The 20,335-nt window shown below is 66.2% G+C and carries 19 protein-coding genes; 1 reads left to right on the plus strand and 18 read right to left on the minus strand.

What is annotated here, in order from left to right; translation table 11 throughout:
• Nucleotides 1–12 precede the first annotated feature (12 nt).
• From RM2_RS10220 to RM2_RS10295, 16 genes are all read right to left on the minus strand, one after another.
• The gene (locus tag RM2_RS10220; protein ID WP_084721716.1) at nt 13–2,121 is read right to left on the minus strand and encodes a primosomal protein N'; all 2,109 of its coding nucleotides are present in this window, start codon (nt 2,119–2,121) and stop codon (nt 13–15) included.
• A gap of 46 nt (nt 2,122–2,167) precedes the next feature.
• On the minus strand, nt 2,168–3,382 hold the full coding sequence (gene metK, locus RM2_RS10225) for a methionine adenosyltransferase (RefSeq protein WP_072688807.1): 1,215 nt from the start codon (nt 3,380–3,382) through the stop codon (nt 2,168–2,170).
• Between the two features lie 230 nt (nt 3,383–3,612).
• Entirely contained in the window at nt 3,613–4,917 is a 1,305-nt protein-coding gene (gene coaBC, locus RM2_RS10230; RefSeq protein WP_072688809.1) for a bifunctional phosphopantothenoylcysteine decarboxylase/phosphopantothenate--cysteine ligase CoaBC, read from the minus strand.
• A 13-nt stretch (nt 4,918–4,930) separates the two neighbouring features.
• Nucleotides 4,931–5,236 carry a DNA-directed RNA polymerase subunit omega gene (rpoZ, locus tag RM2_RS10235; RefSeq protein ID WP_072688811.1) on the minus strand — a complete coding sequence of 102 codons (306 nt, stop codon included), beginning with the start codon at nt 5,234–5,236 and terminating at the stop codon, nt 4,931–4,933.
• A gap of 41 nt (nt 5,237–5,277) precedes the next feature.
• Nucleotides 5,278–5,901, minus strand: coding sequence for a guanylate kinase (gmk, locus tag RM2_RS10240; protein WP_072688812.1), 624 nt, complete (start codon nt 5,899–5,901; stop codon nt 5,278–5,280).
• A 9-nt stretch (nt 5,902–5,910) separates the two neighbouring features.
• On the minus strand, nt 5,911–6,231 hold the full coding sequence (mihF, locus tag RM2_RS10245) for an integration host factor, actinobacterial type (protein WP_072688814.1): 321 nt from the start codon (nt 6,229–6,231) through the stop codon (nt 5,911–5,913).
• A gap of 125 nt (nt 6,232–6,356) precedes the next feature.
• Nucleotides 6,357–7,190: an orotidine-5'-phosphate decarboxylase gene (gene pyrF / locus RM2_RS10250; protein ID WP_084721717.1), complete on the minus strand. Its 834-nt coding sequence runs from the start codon at nt 7,188–7,190 to the stop codon at nt 6,357–6,359.
• Nucleotides 7,187–10,555 carry a carbamoyl-phosphate synthase large subunit gene (gene carB / locus RM2_RS10255; RefSeq protein WP_072688816.1) on the minus strand — a complete coding sequence of 1,123 codons (3,369 nt, stop codon included), beginning with the start codon at nt 10,553–10,555 and terminating at the stop codon, nt 7,187–7,189. The genes pyrF and carB overlap by 4 nt, the downstream gene beginning before the upstream one ends.
• Nucleotides 10,555–11,715: a glutamine-hydrolyzing carbamoyl-phosphate synthase small subunit gene (gene carA / locus RM2_RS10260; RefSeq protein WP_072688817.1), complete on the minus strand. Its 1,161-nt coding sequence runs from the start codon at nt 11,713–11,715 to the stop codon at nt 10,555–10,557. The genes carB and carA overlap by 1 nt, the downstream gene beginning before the upstream one ends.
• Nucleotides 11,712–12,338: a PH-like domain-containing protein gene (locus RM2_RS10265; RefSeq protein ID WP_245813826.1), complete on the minus strand. Its 627-nt coding sequence runs from the start codon at nt 12,336–12,338 to the stop codon at nt 11,712–11,714. Before RM2_RS10265 ends, carA begins: the two co-directional genes overlap by 4 nt.
• On the minus strand, nt 12,335–13,648 hold the full coding sequence (locus RM2_RS10270) for a dihydroorotase (RefSeq protein ID WP_245813820.1): 1,314 nt from the start codon (nt 13,646–13,648) through the stop codon (nt 12,335–12,337). Before RM2_RS10270 ends, RM2_RS10265 begins: the two co-directional genes overlap by 4 nt.
• Nucleotides 13,649–13,694: 46 nt before the next feature.
• Nucleotides 13,695–14,639 (minus strand): aspartate carbamoyltransferase catalytic subunit, encoded by a 945-nt coding sequence (locus tag RM2_RS10275; RefSeq protein WP_072688820.1) that lies wholly within the window; start codon nt 14,637–14,639, stop codon nt 13,695–13,697.
• Nucleotides 14,636–15,268: a bifunctional pyr operon transcriptional regulator/uracil phosphoribosyltransferase PyrR gene (gene pyrR, locus RM2_RS10280; RefSeq protein WP_072688821.1), complete on the minus strand. Its 633-nt coding sequence runs from the start codon at nt 15,266–15,268 to the stop codon at nt 14,636–14,638. Before pyrR ends, RM2_RS10275 begins: the two co-directional genes overlap by 4 nt.
• 163 nt (nt 15,269–15,431) lie before the next feature.
• On the minus strand, nt 15,432–15,992 hold the full coding sequence (nusB, locus tag RM2_RS10285) for a transcription antitermination factor NusB (RefSeq protein WP_072688822.1): 561 nt from the start codon (nt 15,990–15,992) through the stop codon (nt 15,432–15,434).
• Nucleotides 15,993–16,556: an elongation factor P gene (gene efp / locus RM2_RS10290; protein ID WP_072688823.1), complete on the minus strand. Its 564-nt coding sequence runs from the start codon at nt 16,554–16,556 to the stop codon at nt 15,993–15,995. It abuts the gene before it with no gap.
• 33 nt (nt 16,557–16,589) lie between these two features.
• Nucleotides 16,590–17,687: a M24 family metallopeptidase gene (locus RM2_RS10295; RefSeq protein WP_072688824.1), complete on the minus strand. Its 1,098-nt coding sequence runs from the start codon at nt 17,685–17,687 to the stop codon at nt 16,590–16,592.
• A 134-nt stretch (nt 17,688–17,821) separates the two neighbouring features.
• Here RM2_RS10295 and RM2_RS10300 point away from each other — a divergent pair, with 134 nt between their 5' ends.
• On the plus strand, nt 17,822–18,553 hold the full coding sequence (locus RM2_RS10300) for a B-4DMT family transporter (RefSeq protein ID WP_072688825.1): 732 nt from the start codon (nt 17,822–17,824) through the stop codon (nt 18,551–18,553).
• A 56-nt stretch (nt 18,554–18,609) separates the two neighbouring features.
• On the opposite strand, the gene aroB is transcribed toward RM2_RS10300, so the two are convergent.
• Nucleotides 18,610–19,725, minus strand: a complete 1,116-nt coding sequence (gene aroB, locus RM2_RS10305) for a 3-dehydroquinate synthase (protein WP_072688906.1) — start codon at nt 19,723–19,725, stop codon at nt 18,610–18,612.
• 70 nt (nt 19,726–19,795) lie between these two features.
• Nucleotides 19,796–20,323 carry a shikimate kinase gene (locus RM2_RS10310; protein WP_072688827.1) on the minus strand — a complete coding sequence of 176 codons (528 nt, stop codon included), beginning with the start codon at nt 20,321–20,323 and terminating at the stop codon, nt 19,796–19,798.
• Nucleotides 20,324–20,335 lie beyond the last annotated feature (12 nt).

Consider the following 20,335-nt stretch of genomic DNA (forward strand, 5'->3'; position numbering starts at 1 on the left):
GACTGCGTCTAGTCACCCGATGCGGATGGGATCGATCTGGACACGCACCGGATGAGAGTCCTTGCGTGCGCTGCGTACCGCCTGCGCCTCACCCAGCGCCCTCGCCAGGGGGCTGCCCCCTGTGCGAGGCACGCGAATCAGCATGCGCTCGACTTCGGCCGGCTCCGGAGCATCGCCGGAGAACGGAAGCCGCTCCCCCGCAGGCAACTCGACCGGGCCGAGTAACTCCGCATTCCCCGGTAGCTCGGCAACGTCGAGGAGGTCGGCGATCGCACGGGCGCTGCCGTCGATCGCTGCCAGGTGAATGGCGGGCGGAAATCCGACCTCCGCACGCTCCTCGAGCTGCGCGCGCGCATGCCCGACCGGATCCCAACGGACCAGTGCCTGGACCGTGGGTATTCCGGAGTCCGCGACGACGACAACCTGGCCACCGTCGGCGAAAGGGACCACCAGCGCCGAGGCCGTCATCCATCTCCGCAGTGTCTCCTCCGCCGCCCGGAGGTCGGGACGGCCCAGTAGTGCCCACCCGTCAAGCAGCAGGGCCGCGCCGTATCCGCCCGTCATGACGGGTTCGGCGCCGACCGTCGACACCACGAGGGTCGGACCCTGCTTCACTTCGTCGACGACGTCCGTGCCTCCGGACATCCGAACCGCGACACCGGGGAATGCACGCCCGAGTTCCTCGGCCGTGCGGCCCGCTCCGACGACGACTGCGCGCAGCGCTCGCGCACCGCATGCGTGGCAACGGTGTGCGGCGTCCGCAACACCGCACCACCGGCACGCCGGCGTCCCGGCTCCGTCCGGGCCTGCGGCGGATGGCAGCGCGAGAGGTCCGTTGCATCGGCGGCACCGCGCAGGCAACCGGCACTTGCCGCATGCGAGGCTGGGTACGTACCCGCGGCGGGGAACTTGGACCAGCACACCCCTGCCCGCCCCGAGAGCCTCGCGGGCCGCCGCGAACGCGACGGCGGGCAATCGGGCGGCCCGAGCGCCCGGGTCACGGGCGAGCGCGTGGTCGCTGTCCGCGAGTGCAGTGACCTTCGGTGCGGCGGAGCGCACGGTCTCGCGGGAGGCCACGAGATCGTGTGCCCATCCCGATTCGACCAGAGACTGCGCCTCGGCTGTCCGAGCGTGTCCGGCCAGTACTACGGCGCAGCCACTGACGTATGCGCGCAGCAGTGCCACCTCGCGGGCGTGCGGATACGGTGCTCGTGGCTCGGAGTGGTTGTCGTCCCCGTCGTCCCAGACCACGATCAACCCGGTCCGCGGTGTCGGAGCGAACACCGAACTCCGCGTTCCCACCACGACCAGGGCCGTCCCGCGCAGCGCGGCCAGCCACCGCCGGTAGCGCACCGCCGGGCCCAGGCCGGCTGCCAATCCGACGACCGCATTCTTTCCCAGCAGCGCCTCCACCGAGGCGACCACGCGGTCGAGAGCTCGCTGGTCGGGGACGACGATCACGGTGCTCGCTCCACCGGCGGCGACCAATCCGGCCAGTTCCGCAAGACGTGCCGACCAGTTTTCGCCGGGTAGCGCCTGCCAGACGGCGTGCGGTGAGCGTTGCTCCGACAGTGCGGTCACAAACGCCTCACCATGGACATATCTGGCCCAGGCTGCGGCCTCGACACGGATCGGTTCGACCGCGGCACGCTCAATCACAGCACGCTCAGTCACAGCACGCTCAGTCACGGCAGGCTCAGTCACGGCAGGCTCAGTCACGGCAGGCTCAGTCACGGCCGGCTCAGTCGCGGCCTCGGACTCCGCCCGCGCGTGCCGTGGCGGAATCGCGAGCCGCAGCACATCGGCGCGGGTACCGGCATACCTCTCGGAGACGAGACCGACCACCCTGGTGATCTCCGGAGTCAGCACCCGCTCGGCCGAGATCACCCGTTCCAGCCAGCCGAAGCGTCCCTGATGTTCGCTCGTCGCGTTGCGTGAGACGACGAATCCGTCGACAAGGCGTCCGGCGAACCGGATGCGCACCCGGACTCCGGGCTGGGCCTGCTCGTCGAGATCCTGCGGAACCAGATAGTCGAATTCGCGGTCGAGGTGAGCGAGTGGAAGCAGGGGCAGCACCCTGGCGATCGGCTCTGCTTCTGCCGCAATCTTTTCAGCGCTCACCGGTTGGTCGCTACTACCGCAGCGCCCGCCTCACCGTAAATCTCGATCAGAGGCCTGCGGCCGCGCGCAGTTTCTCCGCCCGGTCGATGCTCTCCCACGGGAGGTCGATGTCGGTACGCCCGAAGTGTCCGTAGGCCGCGGTCTGCGCGTAGATCGGGCGCAGCAGGTCGAGATCTCGGATGATGGCGCCCGGACGCAAGTCGAAGGTTTCGATGATCGCCCGCTGGATCCGTGCCGGGTCTGTCTTCTCGGTGCCGAACGTCTCGACGAACAGACCCACCGGTGCGGCTTTGCCGATGGCGTAGGCCACCTGGACCTCGATGCGCTCCGCCAGTCCAGCGGCCACTGCGTTCTTGGCCACCCAGCGCATGGCGTAGGCCGCCGACCGGTCCACCTTCGATGGGTCCTTGCCGGAGAACGCGCCGCCGCCGTGACGAGCCATGCCGCCGTAGGTGTCGACGATGATCTTGCGGCCGGTCAATCCGGCGTCACCCATCGGGCCACCGAGTACGAACTTGCCGGTCGGGTTGACCAGGAGTCGGATCTCCGAGGTGTCGAGGTCCGGCATATCGAGTTCGGTGAGGACCGAACCGAGAACCTTCTCCTTTAGATCCGGAGCGAGCAGGTTGTCGAGGTCGATGTCCGCGGCGTGCTGCGTCGAGATGACCACAGTGTCGAGGCGAACCGGCCGGTCACCGTCGTACTCGATGGTGACCTGGGTCTTGCCGTCCGGGCGCAGGTACGGCAGCACACCTGACTTGCGGACCTCGGTGAGACGACGCGACAGACGGTGCGCGAGTGCAATCGGCAGCGGCATCAGTTCTGGGGTGTCGGTGGTGGCGAATCCGAACATCAGGCCCTGGTCGCCGGCGCCCTGACGGTCGATCTCGTCGTCGCTCAGCTCTCCGGTGCGAACCTCATGCGAGTGGTCGACGCCCTGGGCGATCTCCGGGGACTGTGCACCAATCGCCACATTTACGCCGCAGGAGTTTCCGTCGAAGCCCTTCGCGGAGGAGTCGTAGCCGATCTCGAGCACGGTGTCGCGCACGATCTTGGGGATGTCGGCGTAGGCAGTGGTCGTCACCTCACCGGCGACGTGGACCTGTCCGGTGGTGACCATTGTCTCGACGGCGACCCGGGCATGTGGGTCGTCCGCGAGGAGCGCGTCAAGAATGGAGTCGCTGATTGCATCACAAATCTTGTCCGGGTGCCCCTCGGTCACAGACTCGCTGGTGAATAGCCGACTACCGGACTGGCTCACAAGATTCCCCTCTCGACAATTGCCCCTGAACAATATTTGTCCCTGAACAACACTTTAAAACAGCTTAGCTGCGGAGTAACGCGAACGACCCTAACGGCATCCCGCGTCATCGTCGAACCCGTACGGTTGACACATTCCAGGCCCTGAAGGGCCCCGGGATTCCCGAGTTCGCGCCCACGCGGGTTTGCGCCGAAGAGTCTTGGAACACCAAAACTCGTCCGGATCTTCCGTCATCGAATCCGGATCAGTTCTCCGACGGCGTCCAGTACACGACTCGCCATCAGTGCTTTCGATCCGTGCTCGAGCGCCGACTCCGAACCATCGGAGCCGAGGAGCCATCCATCATTGTGGTCGACCTCGAATGCCTTGCCCTCGCCGACGGCGTTGACGACGAGGAGATCACAGCCCTTACGCAGGAGCTTGGCCCGCGCGTAGGTGAGTACATCGCCCTCGGCGTCCCCCGTCTCGGCCGCAAACCCGACGATCACGGTCGACGACGGGATCTCACCGTGCCGGCGAGATTGGACCAGACCAGCGAGAATATCTTCGTTCTTGGTGAGGGTGATGGCGTCGGGCTCGCCCGCACCCTTTTTGATCTTGCTCGCCGCCGAGGTGGACGGGCGGAAGTCCGCCACTGCGGCCGCCATGATCACCACCTCGACTCCCGGAGCATTCTTCGCAACCGCGACCTGCATGTCGTCCGCCGTGCGGACATGCACCATGTCGACCGCGGCGGGGTCGGCGAGTCCGGCGGTGTAGCCGGACACGAGGGTGACCTGGGCGCCCCGCTGTACCGCGAGCCGGGCCAGAGCGTATCCCTGCTTACCCGAACTGCGGTTGCCGAGAAACCTCACCGGGTCGAGCGGTTCGCGCGTGCCGCCGGCCGACACGAGAATCCGCCGACCTTCGAGGTCGCGGCGCAGCGCGTCCGGCCGCTCGAGCAGAAGTGAAGCCAATCCCACTATCTCGTCCGGTTCGGGCAGCCGGCCCGGTCCGGCATCTTTGCCGGTGAGACGCCCGGACGCCGGCTCGATCACCGTCGCGCCACGAGCGCGCAGCGTAGCGACGTTGGCGACGGTGGCCGGGTGCTCCCACATCTCGGTGTGCATCGCAGGCACGAACATCACCGGGCACCTCGCCGTGAGCAGTGTCGCGGTGAGGAGGTCGTCGGCCCGGCCCACGACGGAGCGCGCCATCAGGTCCGCGGTGGCGGGCACGATGACGACGAGATCCGCTTCCTGTCCGAGACGGACGTGCGGAACCTGAGGGACGTCCGTGAACACACCGGTATGCACCGGATTGCCGGACAGCGCCTCGAATGTCGCCTTTCCGACGAACTCGAGCGCCGATGCCGTCGGAATGACCCGTACGTGGTGCCCGCTCTCGGTGAACGCGCGGATGACGGAGCAACTCTTGTACGCGGCGATACCGCCGCCGACCCCGACGACGATGCGCTTGCGCGCTGCGCCCGACGGTGTCGAATCCGATGATTCCGTCACGTACCCGGAGCCCTGGCCCGCTGCCTGCTCAGGCACGACGATCCTCCGCTCACTCGCCTTCGGTGTGCTCGAGAAGATCGGAGTGGATCTCACGCAGCGCGATCGAAAGGGGCTTCTCCTGCAGGCCCGGCTCCACGAGGGGGCCGACATACTCGAGGATGCCGTCACCGAGCTGGTTGTAGTAATCGTTGATCTGACGTGCCCGCTTGGCCGAGTAGATCACCAGCGCGTACTTCGACGACGTGCGGGAAAGGAGTTCGTCGATCGGAGGATTGGTAATTCCGAGCGGGATGTCATAGGCCGGCAAGTCGCCGTGGCTGGGCGTTGAGGACGCTGCTGCGGGGGTGCTACTCACTCAGTATCTCCTGAAATAGTTTTGGCTAGCGGATGTGAGAACTAATGGGTCGGCCCAGACTGTTCCGGCCGTCCAGCCAATAAGGATACCAACTCGTGGCACGATCGGCTGACATCCTCGTTTACTATGACCTCGTCGAACTCGTCCTTCGCCTCGAGTTCTATCCTCGCGGTCTCGAGACGCCGCGCGACGACGTCGGTGGATTCGGTCCCCCTGCCGGTCAATCGCCGGACCAGTACGTCCCAGCTAGGCGGGGCCATGAAGACGAGAAGCGCCTCAGGCATCGCCGCCCGAATTGCACGCGCACCACACAGATCGACCTCGATCAGCACCGGTTTCCCCTGTTCGATTGCCCGGCGGACCGGGGCGGACGGGGTTCCCGACAGCTGGAGCCCGCCGTGGATCTCGGCCCATTCGAGAAGCTCACCGGAATCGATCATGCGCTGGAACTCGTCGCGAGAGGTGAACCAATAGTCCTCACCGTCCACCTCGCCCGGGCGGGGATCGCGCGTGGTTGCGGACACGCTGAAGACCACCTCCGGCATCCGTTCACGAAGCAGTCGCACCACGCTGGACTTTCCCACAGCCGAGGGGCCGGCCAGTACAACCAGCCGACCCCTCTGCACTGCATTCTTACTCTCTGACACTTGTGCGTCAGCTACCACTGTCTTAGCTCAGGCCTCGAAGTCGAACCTGGCGAGCAGAGCCTTCCGCTGCCGATCGCCGAGGCCCCGGAGGCGACGGGTCGGAGCGATCTCCAGCTCGGTCATGATCTCCTGCGCCTTGACCTTGCCCACCTTGGGCAACGCTTCGAGCAATGCGGACACCTTCATCTTGCCGAGGATCTCGTTGTCCTCGGCATCCTTGAGGACCTGCTTGAGGTCGGTGCCGCCACGCTTCAGACGCTCTTTGAGCTCAGCCCTGGCCTTGCGGGCAGCAGCTGCCTTCTCCAAAGCAGCAGCGCGCTGCTCATCAGTCAACTGGGGAAGGGCCACGGTTCCTCCGTCTCGTCGTTGGCAAATAGTGCAAACCACTGGATAACCAGCAGCGATAGCGACCGTACTCACGCCTGGCGCCGATTGCGAACCCACCCCCGGCGCCGACGCCGAATTCGGGTGGGCTATGTGAGCGCGGACTCGATCTCGTCACGGACCTCGAGGGCGGCTTCACGCAAGGCCGTAATCGATGGACCGTGCCGAAGAATGCCCCGAGAACTGTTTGGCAACAACAGCGTTCGCGACTCTGGAAAAATGTCCGGGAGGTCGGCCGCGGTTGCTCCCTGAGCGCCGAGGCCAGGAGCGAGAATCGGTCCGGAAAAATTCGACAAATCCAGACCGTGTCCGCGTGTCGCGCCCACCACAAGCCCCACAAGTCCGGGTTCCGCGGCATTGCGCCGGACCGCCGCGTCCACCATGGACTGCGCCACCGAGACTCCCGAGGCACTCTGCGCCGCCTGCAGATCGCCGCCTTCGGGATTGGACGTGCGGGCGAGCACGAACAGCCCCCGTCCGTGCTCTGCGGCGTGCGACAGAGCCGGATCGAGGGCGCCGAAGCCCAGATACGGCGATACCGTCAAGGCATCGGAAGACAGAGCCGACTCAGCGCCCAGCCAGGACCGCGCGTACGCCGCCATCGTCGAACCTATGTCTCCACGCTTGGCATCGGCGACAACGAGCGTCCCTGCCGCTCTGAGGACCGAGATCGTGCGTTCGAGCACAGCGTACCCCGCGGACCCGTACGCCTCGAAGAAAGCGACCTGAGGCTTCACTACGGCCACCTCACCGACGAAGGCCTCCACACAGATCTCGGCGAACGCCTCGAGCCCCTCAACGGTGGCCGGCAGCCCCCACGACTCGAGAAGAACGGGATGAGGGTCGATACCGACACACAGCCGCCCCCGGTGCTCGACCGCTGCCGTCAGCCGATGCACCCAGGGGTGGTGGTGCCCGCTCACGGCGAGACGGATCCGGTGACGGGAGCCACGACGACGGCGGGCGACCGCAGTCTTGCGTGCAGCGCCTGAAGCGATTGGACGCCGATGTCGCCGCGGATCGCGGCCTCGATGCCCTGCACCGCCGCGGACGCACCCTGCACGGTCGTGACGCACGGGATGTTCATGGCAACCGCCGCACTGCGGATCTCGTAGCCGTCCACGCGCGGTCCGGAGTTGCCGTACGGCGTGTTGATCACCATATCGACCTCGCCGTCGCGGATCTGCTCGACGATGGTGCGCTGACCCTCCTCGAGTTCCTCACCGGAGTGCTTGCGCACCTCCTCACAAGTGATGCCGTTGCGACGCAGAACCCCCGCAGTCCCTTCGGTGGCCAGGATGCGAAAGCCCAGGTCTGCGAGACGCTTGACCGGGAAGATCAGCGAACGCTTGTCCTTGTTGGCGACCGAGACGAACACCGATCCCGACGTGGGGAGCGAGCCGTACGCGGCGGTCTGACTCTTGGCGAAGGCGGTGCCGAAGTCCGCGTCTATACCCATGACCTCGCCGGTCGACTTCATCTCGGGGCTCAGCAGGGTGTCGATACCGGTGCCGTCGGCGCGACGGAACCGGTTGAACGGCAGCACGGCCTCCTTGACTGCAACCGGGGCGTCAGCGGGTGCGGACCCACCGTCACCGGACGCCGGGAGCACGCCGCTCTCGCGCAGCTCGGCAATAGTTTCGCCGAGCATGACGCGGGCACATGCCTTCGCGAGCTGCACGGCCGTGGCCTTCGACACGAAGGGCACCGTGCGGCTGGCGCGCGGGTTGGCCTCGAGAACGTACAGAATGTCGTCCTTCAGGGCGTACTGGACGTTGAGCAGGCCCTTGACGCCGATGCCCTTGGCGAGCGCCTCCGTGGAACGGCGGACGTTCTCGAGATCGGCGCGGCCGAGGGTGATCGGCGGCAGAGCACAGGCGGAGTCACCCGAATGGATACCGGCCTCCTCGATGTGCTCCATCACGCCGCCGAGGTACACCTCGGTGCCGTCGCAGAGGGCGTCCACATCGATCTCGATGGCATCTTCGAGGAAGCGGTCCACCAGAACGGGCCGATCGTCGGAGATCTCTGTGGCGCGGGAAATGTAGCCCTCGAGGGAGGCCTCGTCGTAGACGATCTCCATGCCTCGCCCACCCAGGACGTAGGACGGGCGCACCAACACCGGATAGCCGATCCCCGCGGCGATGTCGCGGGCGCCGACGAACGTGGTAGCGGTACCGAACTTGGGAGCAGGCAGCCCGGCGTCGACGAGCACCCTGCCGAACTCGCCGCGGTCCTCGGCGAGGTCGATCGCCTCGGGACTGGTGCCCACGATCGGCACACCCGCAGCCTTCAGCCGCTTCGCCAGACCCAACGGGGTCTGGCCGCCGAGTTGCACGATCACACCGGCCACTGTGCCCGACGCCGACTCCGCCCGGTACACCTCGAGCACGTCCTCGAAGGTAAGCGGCTCGAAGTACAGGCGATCGGCCGTGTCATAGTCGGTGGAGACGGTCTCGGGGTTGCAGTTGACCATCACGGTCTCGTAGCCGGCCTCGGACAGCGTCAGCGCCGCGTGCACGCAGGAGTAGTCGAACTCGATTCCCTGCCCGATCCGGTTCGGGCCGGAACCCAGGATCAGCACCTTCGGCCGCTCGGTCTGCGGCGCCACCTCGGTCTCGGCCTCGGGATCGAGTTCGTAAGTGGAGTAGTGGTACGGCGTCTTGGCCTCGAACTCCGCCGCGCACGTGTCCACCGTCTTGTAAACGGGGTGGATGTTCCACTTCTGGCGCAGTGCCCGGACCTCGTCCTCGCCGCCGACTTCCGGGCGGAGCGCCGCGATCTGCCGATCCGAGAGTCCGTGATGCTTGGCGCGCCGTAGCACCTGCTCGGTCACCTCGGATGCCTGACGCAATCCGGTGCCCAGTTCGTGGATCTGCTGCATCTGGTCGAGGAACCACGGGTCGATACCGGTGGCGTCGAACAGTTGCTCGACAGTTGCGCCGAGGCTCATAGCCTTCTCGATGCCGTACAGGCGCCCGTCGTGCGGGACGCGGAGTTCGGCGAGCAGGGTGTCCAGATCCTCGGTCTCGACCTGCGGCCCGGTCCAGAAACCGGCCTGTTTGGTTTCGAGCGAGCGCATCACCTTGCCGAGGGCCTCGGTGAAGTTACGGCCGATCGACATGGCCTCGCCCACCGATTTCATCGTGGTGGTGAGGGTGCCGTCGGCACCGGGGAACTTCTCGAACGCGAACCGGGGAGCCTTGACCACCACGTAGTCGAGGGTCGGCTCGAAGCAAGCCGGAGTTTCCTTGGTGATGTCGTTGACGATCTCGTCCAGGGTGTAACCGATGGCAAGTTTCGCCGCGATCTTCGCGATTGGGAAACCGGTGGCCTTGGACGCCAGCGCACTGGACCGGGACACACGCGGATTCATCTCGATGACGACCAGGCGCCCGTCCGCGGGATCCATGGCGAACTGGATGTTGCAGCCACCGGTATCGACGCCGACCTCACGCAGGATGTCGATCGAGAGGTCGCGCATCGCCTGGTACTCACGATCGGTGAGCGTCATGGCTGGGGCGACGGTCACCGAGTCGCCGGTGTGCACACCGACCGGATCGACATTCTCGATTGAACAAACGATCACGACGTTGTCGCGGCCGTCGCGCATCAACTCGAGTTCGTATTCCTTCCACCCGAGAATCGACTCCTCGATCAGCACGTTCGCCGTGGGCGACGCCGCCAGGCCACCGCCGGCGATGCGTGCGAGGCCCTCGGCGTCGTATGCCATGCCGGATCCGAGGCCGCCCATCGTGAACGACGGACGCACCACGACGGGATAGCCCAGTTCGGCAACCGCGTCGCGGGCCTCGTCCATCGTGTAGCAAACCCGCGAGCGCGCCGATTCACCACCGACCTTGGCGACGATGTCCTTGAACTTCTGCCGGTCCTCGCCGCGCTGGATAGCGTCGAAATCTGCGCCGATCAACTCGACGTTGTACTTTTCGAGGATCCCCTGTTCGTGCAGGGCCACTGCGGTATTGAGGGCGGTCTGGCCACCGAGCGTCGCGAGGACGGCGTCGATCGGGTGCCCATTCTCAGCTTCGAGGGCGATGACCTTCTCGACGAACTCCGCCGTGATCGGTTCGACGTAGGTTGCATCAGCGAACTCGGGGTCGGTCATGATCGTGGCCGGGTTCGAGTTCACGAGGCTGACGCGCAGGCCTTCCTCGCGCAGCACCCGGCAGGCCTGGGTTCCGGAGTAATCGAACTCGCAGGCCTGGCCGATGACGATCGGGCCTGAGCCGATCACCAGGATGTGGGAGAGATCTGTACGGCGTGGCATTACTTCTTGACTCCCTCGAGCAGGCTGGTGAATCGGTCGAACAGGTAAGCGGCGTCGTGTGGACCCGCCGCGGCTTCCGGGTGGTATTGCACCGAGAAGGCAGAGTCGTCGAGCAGTCGGACGCCCTCGACGGCACCGTCGTTGGCGCAAGTGTGACTGATCACGGCCCTGCCGAACGAGGTGTCGAATTCCTGCCCGGCCTCGCCCTCGAGCGCGAACCCGTGGTTCTGTGCAGTGATCGCGATGCGTCCGGTCTCATGTTCGATGACCGGGATGTTGATCCCGCGGTGCCCGAACTTCATCTTGTATGTGCCGAGACCCAGCGCGCGCCCGAGGATCTGGTTGCCGAAGCAGATTCCGAACAGGGGAAGACCCTGCCCGAGGACCTCTTTCGTGAGATGCACGGCGCCATCGGCGGTCGCCGGGTCGCCAGGACCGTTGGAGAGGAACACACCGTCGGCCTTCAGACCGAGGATCTGCTCGAGTGTGGCGTCGGAGGGCAGGACGTGCACCCGGATGCCGCGTTCGGCGAACATGCGCGGGGTGTTGGTCTTGATGCCCAGGTCGATCGCGGCGACCGTGAAGCGTGTCTCACCCCCGGTCGGTTCGACGACGTAGCCGCTCGTCGTACTGACCTCGCCGGCGAGGTCGGCACCGAGCATCGATTGCTGACTCGTCACGCGTGCGAGCAGCGCGTCGGTGTCGGCCAGCGCATCCCCGGAGAACACCCCGGCGCGCATGGAGCCCCGGGTGCGCAGGTGCCGAACGAGGGCGCGGGTGTCGACGCCTGCGATCCCGACGACGCCCTGCTTCACGAGTTCGTCCTGCAGCGACCCGGTGGCGCGCCAACTGGAGGTGCGGCGCGCGGGGTCGCGGACGACGTAGCCTGCCACCCAGATCTTCGACTCGGCACTGCTGCCGGTAGGGCCGACGGACTCATCGTCCTCGTCGTTCCATCCGGTGTTGCCGATCTGCGGCGCGGTAGCCACCACGATCTGACGGTGGTAGCTCGGGTCGGTGAGGGTCTCCTGATAGCCGGTCATCCCGGTGCTGAAGACGGCCTCACCGAGGGTCTGGCCCAAGGCACCGAACGTGGTGCCCCGAAAGGTCCGTCCGTCCTCGAGGACCAGTACTGCCGAGTCGGTGTCATAGCCGCTCATGCGTTCTCTCCGTTCTGCTCGACCTCACCAGAGTTCGCCGCATTCGCTGAATCTTCACTGTCTGTCTTGTCGGGCGCTGTCTTGTCGAGCGCTGTCTTGTCGAGCGCTGTCTTGTCGAGCGCTGTCTTGTCGTTCGGACCCGGGCCGCTCACCCAGTCGGGGTAGACCGACTTGTCGTCGCTGCGGAATCCGGTGTCGATCTCGGTGCCGGACGGCAGTTCCCAGCGGATCACCAGCACACCGTCCTTGCTCATGACCTTGCCCGCGAGCCCGCGCTCGGTGCGGACCGCACGGATCGCGGCCTGCGGAATCCAGATTGCAGAGGCTCCGTCGCGTTCGAGCAGGATGCCGGCGGCGAAGCGGGAGATCTCCCCCGTCGCCCGGAATCCGAGGTCACCGACCGCGATCCGGTCCTGCCAACTCGGTGCGAGGGTGCTGCCCACATACAGTCCGGTGGCCGGCGAGAGTGTCTGCTCACCGAGGTGGGCCGGCACGGCGGGAAGTTCACCGACCCGGTCGGCCTGACGGCGGGCACGGCCGCGCCAACCGATGTACATCAGAAGGATGGCCAACACCCAGAATGCGGCGAGGCCGACAACCCACAGGATCCTGTCCACTGTTATCGACCACCGAGCCGAGCCGGGAGTCGGGTTTCGCCGTCGCGCGCGGTGATCCGTCCGCGGAGGATCGTCGTGGTCACGCGGGCCGGAAGCCTCATCGCCTCGTACGGCGTGTTGTGCGAGACACTGGCGAGATCGGGCCCGTGAACGGTCCATTCGGCGTCCGGGTCGACGAGTACCAGATTCGCGGGCTCACCGACCTCGAGTGAGCGTCCCTGGTCGTCGAGTCCGACGATCTCGGCTGGGCGCTCGCTCATCACCCGAGCCACCCCGCGCCAGTCGAGCAGGCCCGTACGGACCATGGTCGTCGCGACGATCGACAGCGCGGTCTCGAGCCCAAGCATTCCGGGGCGCGCCGCCGCGAATTCGCAGCACTTGTCCTGCTCGGCGTGAGGCGCATGATCGGTGGCGACACAGTCGATGGTGCCGTCGGCGAGTCCGGCCCGGAGCGCCGCGACGTCGCTCGCTTCCCGCAGCGGCGGGTTCACCTTGTTGACCGCGTCGTACGTCTCGAGCCGGGAGTCATCGAGCAGCAGGTGATGCGGGGTAACCTCTGCCGTAATCGCAATACCCTGCCCGCGCGCCCATTTCATCAGTTCGACAGTGCCCGCGGTGGATGCGTGGCAGATGTGTACCCGCGCGCCGGCATCGCGGGCGAGCAGTGCGTCGCGCGCGACGATCGACTCCTCGGCGGCACGCGGCCAACCCGCGAGTCCGAGTCTGGACGCGGTGGGACCCTCGTGCGCGACGGCGCCGACGGTCAGTCGCGGCTCCTCCGCATGCTGCGCGATGAGCACGCCGAGTGAACTCGAGTACTCGAGAGCGCGGCGCATGATCAGGGGGTCGTCGACGCAGTGGCCGTCGTCCGAGAACATCCGGACCCCTCCGATGCCCGACGCCATCGTGGCCATCTCGGCGAGTTGCCTACCCTCGAGGCCCACCGTGACGGCGCCGACCGGGTGGACATCCACGAGGCCGACCTCCTGGCCGCGCCGCCAGACGTGATCGGTGACGACCACCGAGTCCGCGACGGGACTGGTGTTGGCCATCGCGAACACCGCGGTGTATCCGCCGAGGGCGGCGGCCGCCGACCCGGAATCGATGGTCTCGGTGTCCTCGCGGCCCGGTTCACGCAGATGGGTGTGCAGATCGACGAAACCGGGGAGCAGGATCTGCCCGGTCGCGTCGATCAACTCCACGTCCGAGTCATGACCCGTGCCCACATCCGCGCCGATCGCGACAATGACACCGTCCGCTAGGAGAACGTCGGTGGGTTCACCCTCGCCGTACAGCAGCACGTTCTTGATGAGCACTGTCTCTCCTCTCACTGCACTGTCACCCGTCTCACTGCCCAGCCACTCATCCGGAAACGTCCTCCGCTCCGATCAGCAACCGGAACAGCACTGCCATCCGCATGTGCACACCGTTGGCTACCTGTTGCAACACAGCGGTTCTCGTTGAATCGGCGACTGCCGACGCGATCTCCATACCGCGCAGCATCGGACCGGGATGCAACACCACCGCGTGCTCGGGAAGCAGCGCGAGTCGCTTCTCGGACAGTCCGTAATTGATCGAGTACTCACGCGGGGACGGGAAGAATCCGCCGTTCATCCGCTCCGCCTGCACACGCAACACGAGAACGGCATCGAGTCCGGGTAACTCCGCGTCGAGCGAGTGCGCCACCGAAACGGGCCAGGACGACGCACCGACAGGGAGCAACGTCGGCGGCGCGACCAGGACGACCTCGGCGCCGAGCATCGACAGGAGCAGGGCATTCGAGCGCGCTACCCGACTGTGCGCGATGTCACCGACGATCGCAATGCGTTTGCCCTCGATGCCGCCGAGACGCTGCCGCAGAGTGAGTGCGTCGAGCAGTGCCTGGGTGGGGTGTTCGTGCGTGCCGTCGCCGGCGTTGATGACGGCTGGGCCGCCATCATCGTGCTGGCCCGTCCAGTGCGCGATCTGATGTGCCGCACCCGATGCGGGGTGCCGCACAATCAGCGCGTCGGCGCCGGCGGCCCGCAACGTCATCGCGGTGTCGCGGAGGGATTCGCCCTTGGACACCGACGAACTGGACGCGCTGACGTTGATCACGTCGGCGCTCATCCACTTACCGGCGACCTCGAACGAGACCCGGGTCCGCGTCGAGTTCTCGAAGAACACGGTCATGACCGTCCGGCCGCGCAGGGTCGGGAGCTTACGCACCTCACGCCCGAGAAGGGCCTGCTCGAACCGTTCCGCCTCGTCGAGGAGTTCGACAGCCGATTCCGGCGTCAAGTCCGCGATCGACAACAGATGCTTCACGCGACTCCTCCCCTGGAGATCATGACCGCGTCACGGCCGTCGTGTTCGTCCAGGAGAACCTTCACGCCCTCTGCACGGGCGGTCGGCACGTTCTTGCCGACGTAATCGGCGCGCAAAGGCAGTTCGCGGTGGCCGCGGTCGACGAGCACAGCCAACTGGACGGCGCGGGGCCGCCCCAGATCTCGCAGCGCGTCGAGGGCGGACCGGACGGTGCGCCCGGAGAACAGGACGTCGTCGACCAGAACCACCAGGGTGTTGTCGACACCACCCTCAGGCACTGAGGTGCGCTCAAGGGGGCGATGCGGCTTGGTGCGCAGGTCGTCGCGGTACAGGGTGATGTCGAGCGAACCGACCGAGGGGCGCACGCCGGAGAATTCTTCGATCCTCCCGGCGAGGCGTGCGGCGAGCGTCGTGCCACGCGTGGGAATTCCCATGAGAACGACGCGCGGCGCTTCGCCGCCGTCGGTATCGATCGCGGTCTTTTCGATGATCTGGTGCGCGATGCGCGCAATCGTCCGTCCCACATCGGCTGCGGATAGCAACTCACGTGCAGGTTCGTCGGAAGCGATCGAATCTGGTGTTGATTCCCCCGGTTCCCCGGCGGAGCGAGACCCTTCGGGTACACGCATACAACGACCTCCTTCTCCGCCTCACTGGACGGATCGTTAAAGGATGCCTGACGCGGACAGCGTATCAGCGCGTTGACTGCGCCAGGCCCGGGCCCTGACCTGCGGACCCACCCGTCTCATACACCTCTCGGCGAACGAGACGGGCACGCAGCGGGACACGAACTTACGAGCGGACGTCGTTCGAGTCCCCAGTGGCGGCGTCGGTGTGCCGCGCCGTGTCGACATCGGCCGGCCGCAACGTCGCGGCCGCATCGGCGCGCCGCGAGGTCGCGGCTGCAGCCGAGCGAACCTGCGGGGCGACCAACACGACCTGGCCGAGGATGCCGTTGACGAATCCGGGCGACTCGTCGGTGGAGAGTTGTTTGGCCAACTCCACCGCCTCGTCCACGGCCACGACCGGAGGCACGTCGGTGGCGTGGAACAGTTCCCACACCGCGATGCGCAGGATGGCGCGGTCGACGGCAGGCAACCGCCCGAGAGTCCAGTCCTGCAAGTGGGAGGAGATCACCTCGTCGAGGCGATTCAGGTTCTCGGCGACCCCGGTCACCAGTGTGATCGTGTACGAGGCAACCGGTGCCACGGAATCGTCCTTGCCGGACAGTTCTGCGCGGTCGGTCGCGAGATCGACCGGATCGAGATCTCGCGCCTCTGCCTCGAAGAGAAAGTCGACGGCGCGCTTGCGGGCCTTGTGGCGGGCGCCGAGCTTCTTATGCGTACCGGCCACTCAGGAATTCACACGCCCGAGGTAGTTGCCGTCTCGGGAGTCGACCTTGAGCTTGTCACCGGTGTTGATGAACAACGGAACGTTGATCTCGGCACCGGTCTCGAGGGTGGCAGGCTTGGTGCCACCGGTGGAGCGGTCGCCCTGGAGACCGGGGTCGGTGTGCTTGACCACCAATTCGACGGTGACGGGCAGTTCCACGAACAGCGGAACATCCTCGTGGGTCGCGACCTGCACGGCCATGTTCTCGAGCATGAAACGGGCGCCGCCGCCGACGGTGGCCTCACTGATCGAGATCTGGTCGTACGTGTCGCCGTCCATGAAGATGTAGTCGGCACCGTCGTGATACAGGTAAGTCATGCCGCGTCGGTCGACGGTGGCGGTCTCCACCTTGACGCCGGCGTTGAACGTCTTGTCGACAACCTTGCCTGAGAGCACGTTCTTCAACTTGGTGCGCACGAAAGCAGGCCCCTTGCCGGGCTTCACGTGCTGGAACTCGGTAATTGTCCACAGCTGGGCATCGATCTTCAGGACCAGGCCGTTCTTGAAATCACTAGTTGAAGCCACTTGCTTCGCGTCTCCTCGATAAGGTCGAACCGTCTACACGACGGTCAGGTCTTTGGTGGTGAGTGTGAGCAGTTCCGGTCCCCGCTCACGAACCACGAGCGTGTCCTCGATCCGCACGCCTCCGCGCCCGGAGATGTACACACCCGGCTCGACGGTCACCGCCGCACCGTCGAGAAGTGTACCGGTGCCCTGCTTGCCGATTCCCGGAGCTTCGTGGATCTCCAGGCCGACGCCGTGTCCGAGCCCGTGCAGGAACAGTTCGCCGTAGCCCGCATCCTCGATCACGCGGCGGGCGGCCCCGTCCACCGCGGACACCTCCGCTCCTGGGCGCAGGGCGTCTCGTCCTGCCTTCTGCGACCGCTCGACCAGCGCGTAGACGTCACGTTGCCAGTCCGCGGCACGCTCGAGGACGTATGTCCGCGTCATGTCCGAGTGGTAGCCACCGACCTCCGCCCCGAAATCGAGTTTGACGAAGTCGCCGCCGCGTAGCACCGTCCCGGTGGGGCGATGGTGCGGGATCGCCGAGTTGGCTCCGGTAGCGACGATAGTTTCGAACGAGATGCCGTCCGCACCATGATCGAGCATCAACGCCTCGAGTTCGCGGCCCACCTCCCTCTCGGTTCGCCCCGGGCGGAGACCGCCCCTCGCGATCAGCTCGGCGAGCGCGGAATCGGCCGCCGCGCAAGCCGCACGCAGTAACCCGACCTCGTGCTCGTCCTTGACCATGCGCAACTCCTCGACGAGTCCGGGAACCGGATCGAGGCGCGCGTCCGGCGCGAGCAGCGACCAGGCCGCGAACTCGTCCACAGTGACGACGTGACTCTCGAGCGCCACCGCCGACGCAGTTGGCAACGATTTGATCAGAGTTGCGGCGCTGGCCCGGGCGATCTCGGCCCGCAGATCGGGAACCTGTTCACCGACCTGGGTGAGATAGCGCCCGTCGGTACAAATGACGGTGCGCTCCTCACCGCCCTCGTCGTCGGTCGCATCGACCAGCAGTGCGGCGTTGGAGCCGGTGAAGCCGGTGAGATACCGGATGTTCGTCAGATTCGTCACGAGAAGCGCGTCGAGATCTCGGGAGGCCAGGGCCGCGCGTAGGGCCGCGCGCCGAGAACCATGATCAGCAGGCATGCAGTCAAACCTACCGGCAAAGTTCTCGCCAGGACGGTCCGCTCCGCGCCGTCGATTGCCGGCGAGAACAGGTTTCAGCCACACCGGTGTGGGTGAGACCACACGGCCGAAACGGGGCTGGTTACGCTGTGCCCATGAATGCGTGGGTGGTACGCGGCCTCGGGATGGCCCTGATACATGTTTTCGTTCGTGTGATCCTCGGCGTTTCGATCGCGCAATGGCCCCTTCAGGGCTCCTCTCTGCGATGGTTCGCATTGGTGACAGTCGTGGTTGCGGTGCTGGTCTGGGCCTGGATGGACGGCGTCCGGGACCGCCGGACCAACCCGGACCCCGCCGACGGCGCCGATCTCACCATGTTGTGGCTGAAGGCCGCACTGCTCGGGGGAATCGTCGCCGGTCTCGGGAGCTGGCTGGCCGACCTGGTGCCGCCCGTCAACGTCACCCAGAACTCGTTCTTCTTCGAGCTCACGTCCGGGGCCGCGTTCACGGTGCTGCTGATCTTCGTCCCGGCCATGCTCGCAGTCTTTCTCGGCCGTTTCTTCGTCGGCCGGGAGTCCCCGAAACCCCTCGGCAAACGCAATTCGACACAGCCGGTGCCAGCCGGTGCCGCGGAAGCCGCAGCAGGGGGAACCGCTGATCAGGTTTACGCGCAGTCCGCGAACACGGAATACGCCGGCTCCGACGACGAAACCACAGTGTTCGACGCGGTGCACAGCTACCGCGAGGACACGTCCGATCTCGATTCGCCAGAAGGCGCAAACAACGATTACGCCGACCACGATTACGCGGAGGGCGATGACGCCGCCCGGCAGGATCCGGCCGACCCGGGCGAGCGCCCCACGGACGGACTGCCCCGAAAGGAGTAGCCACCCGGCGGGGTTACACCGACAGACGGCGCGGCGGTGTGATCTTGCAGGCTGGCTCACAACAGGATGGCGCCGCCACCGTTGCCGGGCGCCTGCTCGCGGGCCACAGCCGAGAATGCCGCCGCCAGGAGGGAGGGGTCCGGGCCCTCTAGTCGTCCCGGTTTTGCGAGTCCGTCGAGCACCACGAACCGCAGAACGCCCGCGCGGTTCTTCTTGTCGGTCTGCATTCCTTCGACCAGTTGACCGAACGCGTCCGCGTCGTATGTGGTGGGCAGACCCACCAGTTCCAGGATCGTGCGATGCCGATCCGCCGTCTCGTCGTCGAGTCGTCCGGCCAGGCGACCGAGTTCCGCCGCGAATACGAGCCCCACGGAGACGGCCGCGCCGTGGCGCCAACGGTAGCGTTCGCGGCGCTCGATGGCGTGACCGAGGGTGTGACCGTAGTTCAGGATCTCCCGCAGATCGGATTCACGTAGATCCGCGGCCACCACCATGGCCTTGACCTCCACGGAACGCCGAATCAATTCCGGCAGAACGGTTCCCGTCGGGTCGAGCGCCGATTCGGGGTCGTCCTCGATGAGCTCGAGGATCACCGGGTCGGCGATGAAGCCGGTCTTGATGACTTCCGCCATCCCCGCGATGATCTCGTTGCGGGGAACCGTCTCCAGGGTGGCCAAGTCGATCAGCACTGCCGACGGTTCGTGGAAGGAACCGACCAGGTTCTTGCCGGCCTCGGTGTTGATGCCCGTCTTGCCGCCCACCGCCGCATCCACCATCGCGAGCAGGGTGGTGGGCACGTGGATCACGCGGACACCGCGCATCCAGGTAGCCGCGACGAAACCGGCCAGGTCGGTGGCCGCGCCGCCACCCAGGCTCACCACGGCGTCACTGCGAGTGAGCCCGATCCGGCCGAGCACCTCCCAACAGAACCCCGCCACTGCCAGATCCTTACCGTCCTCAGCGTCAGGAATCTCGATACGGTGCGCATCGATCCCCTTTTCCGCTAGAGCCGCGCGCACCGCCTCCGCTGTCTCCGCAAGCGGCGGCTGATGGAAGATCGCCACCGTCCTCGTCCCGGCGAGTTCGGCCACCAACTCTCCGAGCAATCCGCGCCCGATGATGACCGGGTAGGGGTTGGCCGTCTGCACCTGTACGCGTACCGGTTCGGTCACTGTCTGCTGCTCCGCTCCGTCTTGCCTGTCTTTGTCCAAGGTTTCTTGGACGGTCACTTTTCTTGGACGGTCACTGTTCCGCCGAGGTCGACGATGACCGTGCGAGTTTCGCCACTAGCTGTTGAACCACACGGGAGGGGCTCTTCCCGTCCGTGTGTATCCGTATGGATGCCGCCTCCTCGTACAGCTTGCCGCGCACACGCATCAACTCGGTGTACTTCTGCCGGGCATCACCGGCGAGCAGTGGACGCACAGTTTTACTGCGTGTGCGCTTGAGCCCCTCGCCGACGCTGATCTCGAGATAGACCACCGTATGGCCCTTCAGCAGCGCACGAGTGGCCTCGGACAGTATCGACCCGCCGCCGAGAGAGACGATTCCCTCGGTGCTCTCGACCGCTTTCCTGACGACCTTTTCCTCGAGTGCCCGGAATACGGGTTCGCCGTCCTGGACGAAGATTTCCGGGATGGTGCGCCCCGCCTCGACTTCGACCGCCACGTCGGTGTCGAGGAACGGAAGATCGAGCGCACGCGCGAGACGCTTCCCGATTGTTGATTTTCCGGATCCAGGGGGGCCGACGAGAACGGCTTTCGGGGCCATCGGGTGTTTCAC

Origin of the sequence: Rhodococcus marinonascens NBRC 14363, from assembly GCF_001894885.1 — a bacterium.
Lineage (GTDB): Bacteria > Actinomycetota > Actinomycetes > Mycobacteriales > Mycobacteriaceae > Rhodococcus_F > Rhodococcus_F marinonascens.